Source organism: Streptomyces sp. NPDC006743, from assembly GCF_040703815.1.
GTDB lineage: Bacteria > Actinomycetota > Actinomycetes > Streptomycetales > Streptomycetaceae > Streptomyces.
This window is the reverse complement of the sequence record NZ_JBEYJA010000034.1, coordinates 37009-53144: the sequence shown is the minus strand read 5'-3', so window position 1 is coordinate 53144 and position 16136 is coordinate 37009. Positions and strand designations below refer to the sequence as shown.

Genomic DNA, 16136 nt, shown 5'->3' with positions numbered 1-16136 from the left:
TGAACCCCACCAGGAGGGCCGGCAGTGAGCACCGAGCTGCGTCGTCTGCGCAACTACATCGACGGTGAGTTCCGGGACGCCGCCGACGGGCGGACCACCGAGGTGGTCAACCCCGCGACCGGCGAGGCGTACGCGACCGCGCCGCTGTCCGGTCAGGCGGACGTGGACGCCGCCATGGCCGCGGCCGCCGCGGCCTTCCCCGCCTGGCGCGACACCACCCCGGCCGAGCGGCAGAAGGCCCTGCTGAAGATCGCGGACGCCTTCGAGGAGCGCGCCGAGGAACTGATCGCGGCGGAGGTGGAGAACACGGGCAAGCCCATCGGGCTGACCCGCTCCGAGGAGATCCCGCCCATGGTCGACCAGATCCGCTTCTTCGCGGGTGCGGCCCGGATGCTCGAGGGCCGCTCGGCCGGCGAGTACATGGAGGGTCTGACCTCGATCGTGCGCCGCGAGCCGATCGGCGTCTGCGCCCAGGTCGCGCCGTGGAACTACCCGATGATGATGGCCGTGTGGAAGTTCGCCCCCGCGCTCGCGGCCGGCAACACGGTCGTCCTCAAGCCGTCGGACACCACCCCGGCCTCCACCGTCCTGATCGCCGACATCGTCGGCTCGGTCCTGCCCAAGGGCGTCTTCAACGTCATCTGCGGCGACCGCGACACCGGCCGCCTCATGGTCGAGCACGAGACCCCCGCGATGGCCTCCATCACCGGCTCCGTCCGCGCCGGCATGTCGGTCGCCGAGTCCGCCTCCAAGGACCTCAAGCGGGTCCACCTGGAGCTGGGCGGCAAGGCCCCGGTCGTGGTCTTCGAGGACACCGACATCGACAAGGCCGTCGGGGACATCGCCATGGCCGGCTACTTCAACGCCGGCCAGGACTGCACGGCCGCCACCCGCGTCCTGGTCCACGAGTCGATCCACGACGCGTTCGTCTCCGCGCTCGCCAAGGCCGCCGAGGACACGAAGACCGGGCAGCCCGACGACGAGGACGTCCTGTACGGCCCGCTGAACAACCCCAACCAGCTCAAGCAGGTCGCCGGCTTCATCGAGCGGCTGCCCGCCCACGCCAAGGTCGAGGCCGGCGGTCACCAGGTCGGCGACAAGGGCTACTTCTACGCCCCGACCGTCGTCTCCGGCCTCAAGCAGGACGACGAGATCATCCAGAAGGAGGTCTTCGGCCCGGTCATCACCGTCCAGTCCTTCACCGACGAGGACCAGGCCGTCGAGTGGGCCAACGGCGTCGAGTACGCGCTGGCCTCCTCGGTGTGGACCAAGGACCACTCCCGCGCCATGCGGATGTCCAAGAAGCTCGACTTCGGCTGCGTGTGGATCAACACCCACATCCCGCTGGTCGCCGAGATGCCGCACGGCGGCTTCAAGAAGTCCGGCTACGGCAAGGACCTGTCGGCGTACGGCTTCGAGGACTACACGCGCATCAAGCACGTCATGACCTCGCTGGACGGCTGACCCGCCAACGCCCCGGCAGGATCCGCGGCCCCGGACGGTGGACGGACCGTCCGGGGCCGCGGCACGTCCGCGGACACCCGGCGACCGTCGCTGACACCCCTCGCGCGCCCTTCCGGGCCGACGCGCGCCGCGTCTTGCCGCGACCGGGCGGTGCTTCCCGTGGCCGTACCGCGTTCCGCCCGCGCCCGTCCGGCTTCTGCCCTGGCCGTCCGGCGTTCTGTCCCAGGCCGTACGGCCTTCTGCCTGCGGCCGGACGGCGTCGCCCGCGCCCGTCCGGGGCTCTGCCCGCGCCCGTCCGGGGCTCTGCCGCCGCCCCTACGGCCTGCTGCCCCCGGCTGTCCGGCGCTCTTCCCGCGAACGCGCGGCGCGCGGCCCCGGCGTCCAACGGCCTTGCGGGCGAAGGGCGGTGGGCCGTGGCCGCAGACCGTGCCGGCGAGCCGGGCTCGGCAAGTGTCCCGGGATCGACAAGGTGTCCGGGCAGCCCCGCCGCGCTCGACGGAGCGTCGATTGTCCGGGGCGGTCGCGGGCGGCATGCTGCGGGGATGCCCCGGACTCCGCTGACGCCCCGCACCCCGCCGCGCGTCCCGCCCGCCGCCTCCCGCCGGTCCCTGCTGCGCGCCCTCGGCTCCACCGCCGCGCTCGGCGCGCTCGCCGGATGCGGGGTGCCGGCCGCGTACGTCGCCGCGGGCGACCGCTCCGTCCCGGACCTGTCGGCCACCGACAAGCGGCTGGCCTGGTCGAACTGGCCGCTCTACATCGACACCGACGACAAGAACCCGAACCGGCGGCCCACGCTGGAGGCCTTCGAGAAGCGCACCGGGATCTCGGTGGCGTACTCCGAGGAGATCAACGACAACGACGAGTTCTTCGGCAAGATCAGCCCGGCCCTGATGAACCACCAGGAGCCCGGCCGCGACCTCATCGTCATCAGCGACTGGATGTGCGCACGCTTCGTGCGCCTGGGCTGGGTGCAGGAGATGGACCGGGCCCGGCAGCCGAACGTCGCCGAGCACCTGGACCCGCTGCTGCGTTCGCCCGCCTTCGACCCCGGCCGCAGATTCACCGTGCCCTACCAGTCGGGCATCACCGGCATCGCCTACGACCGCCGCCGGCTCGGCCGCGACATCCACCGCGTCGCCGACCTGTGGGCGAGCGACCTCAAGGGCCGGGTGACCCTGCTGTCCGGCCTGGACGAGTCCTTCGCCCTGCTGATGCAGGGCAATGGCGTCGACATCAGGAAGTGGACGGCGGACGACTTCCACCGCGTCTGCGACCAGGTGGAGAAGCAGGTCGCCCGCGGCCAGATCCGCCGCTTCACCGGCAACGACTACACCAAGGACCTGGTCAGCGGCGACGTCCTGGCCTGCCAGGCCTACTCGGGCGACGTGATCCAGCTCCAGGCGGACAACCCCGACATCCGCTTCGTCGTCCCCGAGGAGGGCGCCGAGCTGTGGTCGGACTCCCTGATGATCCCCGACCGGGCCGCCCACAAGGCGAGCGCCGAGCGCCTGATCGACCACTACTGCGAGCCCGAGGCCGCCGCCGCACTGGCCTCCTGGGTGAACTACGTCTGCCCGGTCCCGGCGGCCAAGGAGGTGCTGGCCGCCTCCGGCGACGAGGAGACGGCCGCCCTGGCCGAGAACCCGCTGATCTTCCCCGACGCCACCATGCGGCGGCGCCTGGCCATCGCCCGTGACATCACCTCCACGGAACGGGTGGAGTTCGCCAGGCGCTGGAACAAGATCGTGGGGCTGTAGGGGCCCTCCCGAGCCCCACGCTCAACTCCTCCCGCCCCAGGGGCTGCCGGCCCGCGTCCGGCTCCTCCCTCGGCACCCCGGCCCGGTCAGCTCCCGCTCGCGTTGGACGGGCCGAAGAACTCGATCTCGGCGATGGAGACCTGCTTCTGCGCCGAGGGCTGGTAGGCCGACTCGATGGTGAAGCGGACCGCCGTGGCCTTGCCGACGCGGAAGGCGCGGGTCTGGGGCCCCGCCCCCTGGTCGAGGACGAGTTCACGGGTCGTGGTCTTGCCGTCGGCCAGCGTGATCCGGGCCTCGATGCGGTGCGGGAGCGCCGACTTGGAGAGCTGGTCGGCACGGATGGACACACCCGGCGTGATGATCAGGTTCAGCAGGCGCGTGGGCTGGTCGAAGCGCGCCTCGATCCACTGGCCCTGGCCGCTCTCGGACACGCCCGGACCCCACCAGGTGTTGTTGATCTTGTCGAATGCCAGGTCCGGCTTGTGCCCCGGGTACGAGCGGGAGGCACTGACCCGGTCGGGCGCGACCGGAGCCCGCTTGGCGAAGTGGTCGCGGGTCGCCTGCACACCGTCGGGGATCTTCACGGCCAGCACGATCAGCAGGGTCAGCACGATCGCCGCGCCCAGCCAGGTCAGTACGCGGTCGAAGGCGCGGCGCAGCCGGGGGCGGTCACCGGCCCACGGCGCCTCGCTGTTGCCGCCGCGCAGCAGCCGCCGCCACCAGGGCAGCCGGACCGGCGCGTGCCGGTCACCGGCCATGGGCATCGCGCAGCGCGCGCAGTAGTGCCGCTCCGGCCGGTTCCGGGTGCCGCACCAGGGGCAGGGCAGACCGCCGTCCGCGCCGAGTTCCTCGCCGGGGGCCCGTACGGACTGGGGGCGCTGGGGGGCGGGGCGGCCGGGCAGCACCGGCGCGACGGAGGGGGCGGGCGCGGGCTGGGCGTCCGGGTCGGCGACCGGGATCAGCAGGCGCCGCGCCCGCTCCGCCGCGTCCTCCGGGGTGCCGGGAAGCGGGGCGCCCGGCGCGGCCGCCGGCGTGCCCGCGGGAGGCGTGGGCCAGGAGGCGGGCTCGGGGGCCGGGGCGGCGGAACCGGCGGCGGCGGGTGCGCCGGCGGGGTCCGAGAAGTAGTGGACCCCAGGGGCCGCGTTCGGGAGCGTGTCGTCCTCGCGGGACCGGCCCGGGGCGTGCCAGGCGTCGCCGGCCGGCTCCCCGCCGGGCCGGGAGGCCGGGCCCGCCGGATCGTGACCGGCGCCGTCCGGCCGCGGGGAGGCGGGCCACTCCGGCGCGGTGCCCCGGGCGGGCTCCGGAGAAGCGGCCGTGGCGGCGGGAGCGGCGGGGGGCGTGGCCGGCCCGGCGGACGCGGGCCCGCCGGCGACGGCTCCCGAAGGCGCCCCTCCGGCGGACGCGGACCCCGCGGGCGCCTGCCCGCGGGCGCCCGCGCCGCCGCCGTCACCGCCGGCACCCGGTCCGTGCCCGGCGCCCTGCGGGGCCGGGGCCGCGCCGGACGCGTCACCGCGCCCCGCCGGGGCGTCGGCGGCCGCGGACGAGCCGGCGGACGCGGCGGATCCCGCGGAGCCGCCGGACGCGGCGGCCCCGCTCGGCTCCGGCACCCGGGACGCGGCGGACGGGGCGCGGGACGCCACCGGGTCCGTCCAGCTCAGTACCGCCCCGCAGGCGTCGCAGAACGACTGGCCCGGTTCCGCGCGGGTGCCGCAGTCGGCGCAGTTCTGGGGGGTCGTCATCTCTCGGGGGTCCTTTCGGCGGGTTCGGCGGGGACGGCGGGCCGGGCCGCGGTCACCTGCACCGTGTACGGCATGTGGGCGGGGCGGGCGGCGGCGACCAGGGAGTCCAGGCGGTAGCGGTCCGCGGGGGTCGGGTCGGGCAGCCGCAGGTGCACGTGCAGGCGCGGGCGCGCCTCGCCGGGCACCGGACCCAGCGGGCGGGCGCTCCAGGTGGCGGCACCGCTCTCGCTGATCTCCGGCTCGACTCCGAAGGCGAGCCGTACGGCCTCGGCGAGCCCGCGCCGGGTGCCGCGGACCCGGTGCAGGTACGCGGCGGCGGCCACCGCGGCCCTCAGCAGCGGCTCGGGTTCACTGCCGTCGGTCTCCGCACCGACCCAGCCCCCCAGCCACTGGGCGAAGTCCAGCGGGGCCAGCGACGGCCGGAAGTACGTGTCCATGCAGTCGAGGACGTTCAGGATCGGCGCGAGGACCTCGTCCAGTCCGGCGACGAACCGCTGCGCGAGATCGTCGTCGGCGAACACCGCGGGCAGCATCATGCCGATCGGAGCGGACGAGCCCAGTCCGTCGATGGAACCGCGCATCAGGCACCGTCCCCGATGACCCGCACCCGGTGGTCGAAGGAGAACACGAGGGACGGCGCGGACAGGTCGATGCGGTCGGTGGCCTCGCCGCGCTTGCCGGTCAGCGGGTCGGCCGGGTGCAGGACCACCTGGTCGACCAGTTCGACGCCCGGCACGCGCTGGAGCACCGCGAAGACCTCACCGGACTGCACCGGACGGCCGAACGGCCAGCCCGTGCCCGCGGCGCCGCCGGTCAGCGGGTCGAGGTGCCGGTACAGCGCGTCGTGCGCGTCCCGCCGCACCCGGTCGGTGTCGACGCCCCGGAACGCGTGCACCGTCGCCACCACCGTCACGCCCTGGTAGTACGGCGGGCCGACCGCCAGCCGGGTCCCGATCAGGCGCCGTTCGTCCAGATGACGGGTGATCCGGTCCAGCAGGGCGTCGCCCGGCACCAGTTGCTCGAAGCGGAGCCGGCCGCCCGGGTCCGGCACCGCCTGCGGCACCACGAGGACCCGCACCGCGTAAGCCCCGTGCTCGCCCTCCTCGCCCTCCAGACAGGTGATCCGCGCGGTCTCGGGGGCGGCCCGCCGGGCCAGCTCCTCGTAGTCCCGCAGGGTCACCGCACGCTCCTGGGCGCGCAGCGTGATCGGCGCCCGGACCTTCGCCTCCTCGACGGTCTCCCCGTCCACCCCGCCGCGCGCGGCCTCGCGGTTGGTGACCTCGGAGACGTACGGGATGGAGGTGCGCAGGATCTGCACGGCGCCGCGGGCGACGTTGCCCGCCCGGCCGCCGCCGGTGCGGTAGCGGCGGGCCCGGATCGGCGAGCCCTTGGGCGCCACCGTCCCGTACTGGCGCAGCGAGCCGTCGGGTTCGCGCACCGCCGGGCCGAAGGCGATCTCGCCGGTCGTGGCGTCCAGGGTGATGTGCCGGTCGCCCGGGCCGGAGGCCGCGAAGTTCGGGACGACCTGCCAGTCCACCCAGCCGTCGTGCTCGGCGGTCTGCAGCAGCACCGGCGGGTCGTCCCCGACCACCGGCGCGTGCGTCAGACGCAGCCGCTGGCCGGGCAGCCCGGTGGACTCGCCGAGCGCCTCGTCGTACACCGTCTCCGCGTGCACGGTGGCGGTGGTGCCGCCGATCGTGAACGCCCCGGCGGCCCGGATGGTGGGGGAGGTGGTGTAGAAGGGCTGGCCGGGGTGGGGTTCGGTGACCCGGCAGCGCAGCCAGCCCGCCTCCTGGCCGGCGTTGCGGGACAGCACGTGCCCGCCGGGCACGTGCAGGACCACCTCGCCGGGACGGTTGAGACCACCGGTGCCGTCCCGGTCGACCTCGCAGGACTGCCAGCCGTCCGCCGTCCACGCCTCCCACACCAGCGGCGGCTGGCGCGGGTCCACGCCGACACCGTCGACCCGGCTGTCCAGGTCCAGGGAGACCGCGCAGTGCGGCACCGCCGCGGACAGGCCGAGCAGCATGCAGTCACCGGGGTCGGGGGACTCGGCGAAGCACAGCAGGTCCTTGTCCTCCTCGGCGAGGTCGTGGGTGCGGTCCACCGCCGCCTCGCCCCGGTGCTGCACCAGCAGGTTCCGCAACTCGCAGGGGACGACCGTCAGTTCGCGCTCGGTGGCGAAGACCACCGCCTCCTCGCTCTCGGTGCGCACGGTCGCCACCTCGGTGCCCACGGGCACCGCCACCGGCTCCTCCTGCGGCGCCGACAGCCAGAACGTGACGTCCGTGCGGGCGGCCGACGGCGGGAACAGGGTGATCCCGACCAGGTCGAGGAAGGCCAGGTGGTTCTTCTCCGGCACCCGGTTGAGCCGGTAGACGATCTGGTCGGCCATGTGGGCGACCGTCTCGACCAGGGTGACGCCCGGGTCGGAGACGTTGTGGTCGGTCCACTCCGGAGCACGCTGCTGGATGTAGCGCTTGGCGTCGTCGACGAACTGCTGGAAGCGGCGGTCGTCGAGGTTGGGGGAGGGCAGTGCCATCAGCGGTCGCTTTCCGGAGCCGGGGCGGTGCCGTCCGGCTCGTCGTGGGACGGAATGACGTAGAACGGGAAGACGAGGCTGCGCGGGTTGTTGGTGCCGCGGATCGAGTAGCGCACGTCGATGTAGAGGACGCTCTGGTCGCCGCCCGCCGACACCTCGACGTCGTCGACCTCGATGCGCGGCTCCCAGCGGTCCAGGCTGGCGTACACCTCGTGCTGGATGCGGCCCGCGGTCTGCTCGTTGACCGGGGCGAACACCAGGTCGTGGATGGCGCAGCCGAAGTCGGGCCGCATGGGCCGCTCGCCCGGCGCCGTCGACAGCACCAGGCGGATCGCCTCCTCGATCTCGCGCTCGCCGCTGACCAGCGCGATCCCGCCGGTCGGCCCGATGCGCAACGGGAACGACCAGCCGGACCCCACGAACTGCTCGGCCATCAGGACGGCACCCGCTTTCCACGAAATCGGCGACGGCGGCGGCCGCCGGGGCGGCCACGGTGACAGGGACGGCTCACGGGATCACCATCGGCACGGGGATGGTGGTGACACCGAAGACGGGGGACGCGACCAGGGTGGTCGGCGCCTTGATCGTCGTGTTGGCGAGCGAGGAGATCTGCACGGTGCCCCCGCCGGTGAGGTTGGCGACACCGCCCGCCGACAGGTTCAGCGCACCCCCGGCCGTGACCCCGATCTCGGTCGCCGCCCGCACGTTGACCATGCTGGCGCTCTGGATGCTGAGCGGGCCGCCGCTCTTGAGGGTCAGGCTGCGACCGGCGCTCAGCGACAGGTCGGTGCCCGCCTCCACCGACACCGACCGGCTGCCCTTGATCGTCACCGACCCCTTGCTGTCCACGATGATCTCGGTGTTCGTCCGGTCCAGGCTGATGGTGAGCCGCTTGTCCCCGGAGACCAGCCGGACGCCCTGTTTGCGGCCGCCCGTCTTCTGGCTGAGCAGGTCCATGCGGTTGCCGTCCCGGTCGGAGACGGTGTGCCGGCTCGCCTTCTTGCGCACCGCGTCGTGCAACGGCACGTCGCTGACCGGCGTCGGCTTGTCCCGGCCGTTGTAGAGCCCGCCGATGACGAACGGGTGGTCCAGGGCACCCCGGTCGAAGGCGACCAGCACCTCGTCGTTGACGTCCATCGGGAAGATCCCGCCGCCGTCCAGGCCGCCCAGCTGCACGGTCCGCGTCCAGTCGCTGACGTAACGGTCGTCCAGCCAGGGGAACTGCAGCCGCACCCGGCCCTGCTTCAGCGGGTCGTTCACGTCCGTCACCAGAGCGTTGGCCACGCTCGGCAGCCGCGGCGCGGTGTCGGAGCCGCCCGAGGCCAGACCGTACAGCGAACGCCACTGCCGTCCGCTGACCGTCACCCACACCTCGTAGTGCTTGCCGTCACCGAACACGTGCCGCACCGAGGTGACCGTGTACTTGCCCTCGAAGGGCACGCCCACGTCCGCCAGCGCCACCGGGACCCCCGGGCGCAGCAGGGGGTTCCCGCGCGCGACGACCTCCAGCTCTCCGAACGAGCCCGTCACGTCGTCGGCGAGGGCGTCGGCCGCGAACTTCACCTCGTTCTGCTTGTCGTAGGGCGTGCCCGTCTCGACCAGTTTGGCGGTCGTGAACTTGGCGGCGGCGGCGCCCGGCGTGGTGCCGATGGTGATGCCCGGGTTGTCGGTGGCGGGCGCGGTCGCGGTGAGCTTCTTCTTGGTCGTCACGTCCCAGCCGCGCGACTCGACCTTGCCCACCTGGTCGGCGGCGGTCACCGCGGCCCGCAGCCGCAGGATGTCGTGCCCGGCCTGGAGCACGAACGGGCTCTTCTCCCCGTCGGTGCTCGGGGAGGGCGCCCCGGAGGCCGACTTCGGCTTCACGAACTGGAACCTGCCGTCCGCGTCCACCGACATGACCATCTCGTTCTCGTCGGCGAGCCGCGCGAGGAAGTCCCAGTCGGTGACGTTGGACTGGCTGATGAACTCGTACACCGTCCGCGTCGACTCGATCCGCCCGATCGGCACCCCGTCCTGGGCGGCCAGCTTGCGGGCGATGTCGGACGCGCTCTGGTTGCGGTACGCCGCCACCCGGCGCTGGCGCAGCAGACGGTGCCCGAGGTCGTAGCCGCGCACGACGGTGAAGCTGCCGGTGCCGTCGTAGTCGGCCTCCAGGCCCGTCACCTCACCGGTCAGCAGCGGGTCACCGGCCCCCTCGCCGTCGGCGACCGGAGCGAGGACCACCTTGGTGCCGAACGTGATGTTCAGCTTGCCCAGCAGCAGCCGGTAGGGGTCGCGGAAGGTGAGCCGGAACGCCGCCGGGACGCCGACGCCCTGGTCGACGTAGCTGTCCACGAGGTCCGCGGCGAACTCCGGGGGCAGTTTGGCGCCCCCGACCTTGACGTCGATGACATTGGAGAACGCGGTGTGCACCATCAGCCACGCACCTCCTCGGCGGCCGGCAGCACCAGCTCGACGCCGGTCGGCAGCACGGACGGGTCGTCGATGCCGTTGGCCTCGGCGATGGACCGCCAGGCGGACGCGTTGCCGTACTCCCGCCAGGCCAGCGACTGCAGCGAGTCACCGGCCACGACCCGGTGCACGCGCTGCGCGGTCAGCGCGCCCGACGTCGGGTTCTGCCCCTTGGTGCGGCTCGGGATCTCGTGCAGCTGGAGCCGGCAGGTGGCGCGGATCGGCACACCGGTGGTCCCGAACAGCGTGTAACTCGCCTCCACCGAGCTGACGTACGCCGTGAAACGGGCCGTCGAGAACGACCCCCACTGGAAGACCACCCACGGCGGCGAGGGCTGTTTGGCGGCGACGCTCTGTGCCGTCACCTCGCAGCAGGAGAGCAGCGACTCGACCTTCTTCAGCACGGTGTTGCTGGTCGGCTCGTCGGACGTGTCCAGGAAGATCTCGACGTTCATCTCCCGCGACTGGGTGCCCAGGAACTCCGGGAGCGGGCCCTTGCGTTCGATCTGGGAGGGGGTGACCTTCCAGTTGGCGCGGCGGGTCAGCGACAGCTGCGCCGGGTTGAAGTCGAAAGCGAACGTCTTGATGAGCCCGCCGGGCGTCCTGCTCTTGCCCTTCGGCGGCTGGTGGATCGCGAGCGTGGCCCGCACCAGGCTCTTGCCCGCGCCGCCCCTGCTGCCCTTGGCCATGTCTGCCGTTCCCCTCAGTCCGTTCCGTCAGCTCAGTCCGTGAACCCGTGGTGGGCGATCTCCAGCACCTCGGTCGCCACCGCGGGACTCGCCGGGTCGAGGGTGGGACCGGTCCAGCTCACCGGGAGCACGTCGATCAGCCCCCAGCGGGCCACCTCGGAGCCGTCCGCGCGCAGTGCGGCGATCTGCGCGGTGGGCCGTTTGATGCCCGTCTGCACGGACGAGATCCACTTGGCGACCTTGGTGGTGTCCGGGGTGAGCGGACGGGTCAGCCGGATCGTGGAGAACGTGACGCGGGTCGGCAACTGCCAGACGAAGCCGTTGTTGCCGCCCTCCTGGCGGTGCTCGACCTCCACCTGGGACGACAATCCCTCGCAGCCGTTGAAGTAGCCGAGGCTCTCGCCGTCGATGCTGAGGGTGAACCAGATGGTGGAACCCGGGTCCTGGCGGGACATCGAGGGTGGGCCCTTCTTTCGTTTCCGTCGTCGTTCTGGTCGGTGGTGTCCGGTGGGTCTTGGGTGGGCTCCGGACGTCCGGGGTGCGCCGGCGGTCAGTGGCGCGGGTCGCGGAGCTTGCCGATCCGCTCACGGTCCAGTCGGAGTTCGGTACGGATGAGCCGGGTGATCCGGCCGATGATCCGGTGCACCAGCTCGTCGAGCTGGAAGTCGGTCAGCTCCCTCGGGTCGAACGCGCCCGGCGGGATCGCCTCGTACTCCGGCGGCTCGGACGGGGGCGGGGGCGGCGCGCCGGCGGCGCTGTGCGGCGTGTACGGGGGCGGCGGGCCGTCGGTGCGGTGGGTGGCCTGCGGCGCCGTGTGGTGTACGGGGGGCGCGGGGGGTGCGGCCGGCGCGGGGCGCGAGGGCGGCGCGGCGGGGGCGGGCGCCGTCCGATCGGTGCGGGACGGCTTCGGCGTGGACTTCTTCCACCAGGAGCGCTGGACGACCGGCAACGCCACGGAGGCCGGCGCCGCCGCGGCGGCCGGAGCGCCCGGCAGGGGAGCGGGGCGCGGGGTGAGGCGGGCCACGGGGAGGGGGCGGGGGGCCGCGCCCGTGGGTGCGGTGGCCGAGGGCACAGGTGCCGGCGAGGTGGTGGAGGGCGGCGCGGCAGGGGTGGTGGGCGTGGTGGGCGCACTCCGCTGGAGACTGCGCTGCACGGTGGGCGGGAGCGGAGCGGGGAGTCCCGCCGGCAGCGGCATCGGGAGCGGTGCCGGGAGGGGCGACTGCGCTGATGCCAGTGGTACCGGGGCGGTTGCCGGGGCGGGGGAGGCGGGAGTCGTGGACCGCGGGGTATGCGCGGGCGGGGTGGCCACCGGCGCGGCGTCGGTGGGGGGCGTACTCAGGGGTGCCCCGAGGGGGGAGCGGCGCGGCGGGGTGACCGCAGCGGCCGGATGGGTGGAGGCGGGGCGGAGCTGGACGGCGGGCGTCGCCGTGCCGCCGGCGGAGGGGACCCGTGCCGGTGCCGGCACCGGTGCCTGGGCCGGGGCCGGTTCCGGTACGGGTGCCTGGGCCGGGGCCGGTTCCGGTACGGGTGCCTGGGCCGGGGCCGGTTCCGGTACGGGTGCTGCCGCCGGTGAAGGGGGAGGGGCCGCGATGGCCGAGGACCCGGCCGGGGGCGAAGTGGCGGCCGAGGGGCCTGCCGGGGAGTTGGTGCCGGACGCCGGGACCGCGGGTGCGGCGGGACGCGAGGAGACCGGGGCGCCGAGACCGGGGCGGGGCGCTCGGCCGGCGGGTGCGGCTGCCGGGCGCGGGGCGGCGGACGCGGTGCGCTGCACGGGTGCGGGTGCGGGCGGGTGGGCGAGCGAGGGCGAGGGGGCGGGGCTCGCCGAGCTCCCGGCGGCGCGCTGCACGGGGGCGCCGAGGGCCGGAGCGGTGGGCGGGGTGGAGGAGGCCGTACGGCTGCTGTCGGACGCCGCTCGGCGCTGTACGGCGCCCTGGGGTCCGCCGGCCGCCGATGCGCCGGAAGCCGACCCGGACCCCGTACCCGGGCGCGGGGCAGAGGCCGCGGCCGGCGAGGAGGAAGAGGGCGCGGACGAAGAGGCGGTGGGCGACCCCGAGACCGTGGGAGAAGGAGAAGGGGCAGCAACCGGGGAGCCGGCAGGAGCGGAGGCCGGGCGGGACGCCTTGGCGGCACGCTGGACCGGTGCCGGTGCCGGTGCCGGTGCGGACGGTGCTGCTCGGCCCGCACCCGAGTCCGAGCCGGAGGGCACGGCGGACGAAGAAACCGAAGTCGAAGCGGGCAAAGAGGCCGTGCCCGAAGCTGAGGCGGCTGCCGCAGCCGATGCTGAAGTGGCTGCGGGCGCCGCAGCGTCAGCCGGGGCCGAAGCCGGGGTGGTGGCGGGGCCGGTGGCCGGGGTCCTGCCCGGTGCCGTGGCCGACCGGGAGACCGTGGTCCCCGGCGGGACCGGTGCCGACGGGGCGGCCGGGCCCGCTGCCGGCGCCGTGGCCGGACGGGCCGCCGGGCCGGGCGCGGGCGCCTTGCCCGGGGCGGGGGCCGCGGCCGCACGCTGCACCGGACGTGACGAGGAGGCCGGCCCGGAAGCCGTACCGGAGGCCGCCGGGCTCGGGGCGGAGGCCGGGGGCGTTGCCGTGGTCCGGTTCGGCGGGGCGGCCGGGGCCGTGCCTGCCGCCGTCGCCGAGGTCGCCGCGGTCCGGCTCGGCGGCGGGGTGACGGGGGTGCCCGGTGCGGGGGCGGCCGGTGAGCCGCCGGAGGGCACGCTCCCGCCGGGCCGCGTCGCCGCCGGGCCGGCGGGGGCACCCGAAGACGTGTCGGTGCCGCCCGGCCGCGGAGCGCCGTCCGCACTCACCGACCGCTGGACGGCCGGTACCGCCGGGGCACCCGACGTCGTGCGCTCGGTACGGGGAGCGGCGGCGGGTGCCGTCGCCGTCGTGGCGGCGCGGACCGGACCCGCAGGCACTGCGGGCCCCGCCGGTTCCGCGGTCCCCGCCGCGACGGCCGTGGTGCGGGCGCCTGCGCCGCCGTCCTGGCCGCCCTGGGCCGCGGGCGCCGGTGCGGGTGTGTCCGCCGGACCGCTGGTGCCGCCGGACGTGGTCCCGGCGGGTGCTTCCTGCACGGCGGAAGCCTTCTGCACAGAGGGTGCGTCACCGGCAGGGGCCGTCGCGGCCCGCGGGGCCACGGGAAGCGAGCGCCGCTGCACGGCCGGTGCCCGCCGCTGGGCGTGCGTGAGCGACCCCGGGCGCGACGGCGTGCCCGGCGTGACGGGAGTCAACCGGGGGCCGGACACGGGCAGCGGGGCGATCGCGGCCCCGGCCGACGGCGGCTGGGGCGTCACCACCGGGACGCCCGGCGACGAGGACGGTCCGGCGGCTCCCTGCGCGGAGGTCTCCGCTGCTGCCGGTGAGGCCACTGATGTCGATGCCGATGACGACGCGGAGGCGGCGCCCGCCGCCGACCGCTGTACCGGGGGAGTGCTCCCCGGCGCGGCGGACGGACCGGAGCGTGCGGCTCCGGCGGCGGTCGGCCCGGTCGGCGCGGTGCTGCCCGTACGCCGGCCGGCACCCCCGCCCGGTGCCGCTGCTGCGCCCGTCGCGGTCCCTGCCCCAGACCCCGCCGCGCCCGCACGCTGCACCACCGGTGCCGGGGCAGCCGAAGCGGCCCGCCCGGGCACGACCGGTGAGGCCGGCGCGGACGGGGACGAGGACGCGGGCGTGCCGGACGCGGGTGCGCTGGGCGCGGGCGCCGGCATCCCGGTGCCGGCGGATCCCGACGGCGGCACGGGCCGCACCGGTCCGGCCGGCGCGGAAGTGCCGGCGGGCGCGGCGGTACGACGGACACCCGGCCCGCCGCTCGCGGCACGGCCCGGCGTGCCACCCGGCGTGCCCGGCAGCCGCGGCGGGATGAACCGCAGCGGCACCGCGGGCGCCCGCTGGACCACCGGCTCCTGGCCCGTGGCGGCGGCCGCGGGCAGGGCGGCGGCGGGACGCTCCAGGCCCGTGACCGGACGGGCGGTGCCCTGGTGGACCGCGCCGCCGAGCACCGTGCTCGACCGGCCGTCCAGCACCGCGTGGGAGGCCGAAGCCGCGAACGACGGGTTCTGCCACGTGGGCAGCCGGCCGCCGAACGCGGAGTCGGCGACACCGCCCGGGGCCGGCGCGAGGGCACGCTGGATCGGCGGCAGCGCCGTCCAGGCCGGCGCCACCGCCGCGGGCAGGGCGGAGGCCGCCGACGGGGAGCCGTCCGGGCCCCCGTCCGCACTACCCGTGACGCCCGCCGTCTCCACCGTCCCGGCGGCGCGCGCGTCGGTCACGGCACCGCCCGTCGTCGCGCCGCGCGGGGCGGAACCCCGCCTGCGGGCACGGTCCCGCGGGTCCAGCCGGTCCAGGAATCCCACAGCTCAGCCCTCCGCCCCGGCCCGCGTCACCAAGGACGCGATGGCCTCCGTGTAACGGCGGCGGTCGTGGTGTTCCAGGTCCAGGATCTCCTCCAGGCTCCAGTGGAAGTGGTAGGCCACGTACGCGATCTCCTCCTGCAGCCGGTCGGTCGCGTACGTCACGATTCCCCCAGGCGGCTCCCGCCGAGTTCCACTTCGAAGGGCTCCGAGCAGTGCGGGCACCGGACGGCGGCGCGGGTGTGGCCCTCGGCGTTGATCTGCCGGTAGAAGTCCTGCAGGAACGCCAGGTCCGAGGCGAACATGTTCTCCACGATGCCGTCGTGGACCAGCGGCAGCGTGCCGAGCCGGGTGATGACCCGGCCCAGCAGGACCACCGACAGGTACGCCGGGTTCTCCTGCACCCGCACGTCCCGCAGCGGGACGAGTTCGTCCCGCGCCGTCGACAGCCGCATCGTGCCGTCCCGGTGGACGGTACCCGACTCGTCGACGTAGCCGCGGGGCAGCTGGAAGGGGAACTCGGTTCGCAGCACCTCCTGTTGGAGGGGCTGCTGCACCGCCGGCTGCGGTGCGGCGGACTGCTGCGCCGGCGGTGCCTGCTCTCCGGTCTCCGGGGCAGGCTCCGCCGCGTCCTGGCCGGCGTACGCGACGGCGCCGCCGGCCCGGCCGGCCGTACGCCGCATTACTCGATGACCAGTTCTTCGAACGCGATCGTCACGGTCTCGGTCAGCGCGGCGGCCTCGCCCGCCTTGACCGTGCTCGCGTCGATCTTGCTGCACCAGGCGTTGCGCAGGTGGTAGCGCTTCACCGGGTTGTTCTGGAAGTCCATCATGATGATGGACGCGTTCTTGCGGGCCGTGGTCATCTGCCCGCTGATGGACTGGTTGATCCACTGGGTGAACGACGCCGACTGGGTCATGCCGCGCACGACCGTGCAGGTGCCGTTCTTCTTCACGCCCGGCAGGTTCTTGACGACGTTCTGGCCGCCCGGGGTGTTCTGCTGGTACGTGATGACGTCCTGCTCGATGCTCAGACCGCTGACCTCGGCCAGGTACTCGACCATGACGCCGTCGATCTGCAGGCCGAAATTGTGTGAGGTGAGGGCGTCACCCGGCTGGAGACTCATGTGTTCGCTGTCCTTCTCGAAGA

At 74.8% G+C, this 16136-nt stretch carries 14 protein-coding genes; 3 read left to right on the top strand and 11 right to left on the bottom strand.

Annotation, left to right across the window (positions count from 1 at the left end; genetic code table 11):
- Positions 1–24 precede the first annotated feature (24 nt).
- Complete coding sequence (locus ABZ719_RS24950; protein ID WP_366727406.1) at positions 25–1464, top strand: gamma-aminobutyraldehyde dehydrogenase; 1440 nt, start codon at positions 25–27, stop codon at positions 1462–1464.
- A gap of 542 nt (positions 1465–2006) precedes the next feature.
- Positions 2007–3221, top strand: a complete 1215-nt coding sequence (locus ABZ719_RS24945; protein WP_366727405.1) for an extracellular solute-binding protein — start codon at positions 2007–2009, stop codon at positions 3219–3221.
- 86 nt (positions 3222–3307) lie between these two features.
- On the opposite strand, the gene ABZ719_RS24940 is transcribed toward ABZ719_RS24945, so the two are convergent.
- The 8 genes from ABZ719_RS24940 to ABZ719_RS24905 form a co-directional block, all read right to left on the bottom strand.
- Positions 3308–4960 carry a zinc ribbon domain-containing protein gene (locus tag ABZ719_RS24940; RefSeq protein WP_366727404.1) on the bottom strand — a complete coding sequence of 551 codons (1653 nt, stop codon included), beginning with the start codon at positions 4958–4960 and terminating at the stop codon, positions 3308–3310.
- Positions 4957–5541, bottom strand: coding sequence for a phage tail protein (locus ABZ719_RS24935; protein WP_366727403.1), 585 nt, complete (start codon positions 5539–5541; stop codon positions 4957–4959). Before ABZ719_RS24935 ends, ABZ719_RS24940 begins: the two co-directional genes overlap by 4 nt.
- Positions 5541–7502, bottom strand: a complete 1962-nt coding sequence (locus tag ABZ719_RS24930; protein WP_366727402.1) for a putative baseplate assembly protein — start codon at positions 7500–7502, stop codon at positions 5541–5543. The genes ABZ719_RS24935 and ABZ719_RS24930 overlap by 1 nt, the downstream gene beginning before the upstream one ends.
- Positions 7502–7936 carry a GPW/gp25 family protein gene (locus tag ABZ719_RS24925; protein ID WP_366727401.1) on the bottom strand — a complete coding sequence of 145 codons (435 nt, stop codon included), beginning with the start codon at positions 7934–7936 and terminating at the stop codon, positions 7502–7504. The genes ABZ719_RS24930 and ABZ719_RS24925 overlap by 1 nt, the downstream gene beginning before the upstream one ends.
- Before the next feature lie 73 nt (positions 7937–8009).
- The gene (locus ABZ719_RS24920; RefSeq protein WP_366727400.1) at positions 8010–9917 is read right to left on the bottom strand and encodes a VgrG-related protein; all 1908 of its coding nucleotides are present in this window, start codon (positions 9915–9917) and stop codon (positions 8010–8012) included.
- The gene (locus ABZ719_RS24915; protein WP_037863960.1) at positions 9917–10642 is read right to left on the bottom strand and encodes a tail protein X; all 726 of its coding nucleotides are present in this window, start codon (positions 10640–10642) and stop codon (positions 9917–9919) included. The genes ABZ719_RS24920 and ABZ719_RS24915 overlap by 1 nt, the downstream gene beginning before the upstream one ends.
- Before the next feature lie 32 nt (positions 10643–10674).
- Complete coding sequence (locus ABZ719_RS24910) at positions 10675–11097, bottom strand: phage tail protein (protein WP_366727399.1); 423 nt, start codon at positions 11095–11097, stop codon at positions 10675–10677.
- Positions 11098–11192: 95 nt separating this feature from the next.
- Positions 11193–11795 (bottom strand): extensin, encoded by a 603-nt coding sequence (locus tag ABZ719_RS24905; protein ID WP_366727398.1) that lies wholly within the window; start codon positions 11793–11795, stop codon positions 11193–11195.
- A 1189-nt stretch (positions 11796–12984) separates the two neighbouring features.
- On the opposite strand from ABZ719_RS24905, the gene ABZ719_RS24900 reads away from it, so the two are divergent.
- Positions 12985–15045, top strand: a complete 2061-nt coding sequence (locus ABZ719_RS24900) for a hypothetical protein (RefSeq protein ID WP_366727397.1) — start codon at positions 12985–12987, stop codon at positions 15043–15045.
- Here ABZ719_RS24900 and ABZ719_RS24895 read toward each other — a convergent pair.
- From ABZ719_RS24895 to ABZ719_RS24885, 3 genes are read right to left on the bottom strand one after another with little or no spacing between them, the layout of a single operon-like run.
- Positions 14994–15152 carry a DUF6760 family protein gene (locus ABZ719_RS24895; RefSeq protein WP_018568006.1) on the bottom strand — a complete coding sequence of 53 codons (159 nt, stop codon included), beginning with the start codon at positions 15150–15152 and terminating at the stop codon, positions 14994–14996. The genes ABZ719_RS24900 and ABZ719_RS24895 overlap by 52 nt on opposite strands.
- A complete protein-coding gene (locus ABZ719_RS24890) occupies positions 15149–15670 on the bottom strand; it encodes a hypothetical protein (RefSeq protein ID WP_037862821.1) in 522 nt (173 codons plus the stop codon). Before ABZ719_RS24890 ends, ABZ719_RS24895 begins: the two co-directional genes overlap by 4 nt.
- Complete coding sequence (locus ABZ719_RS24885; RefSeq protein ID WP_037862822.1) at positions 15670–16113, bottom strand: phage tail protein; 444 nt, start codon at positions 16111–16113, stop codon at positions 15670–15672. The genes ABZ719_RS24890 and ABZ719_RS24885 overlap by 1 nt, the downstream gene beginning before the upstream one ends.
- Positions 16114–16136: the final 23 nt, after the last annotated feature.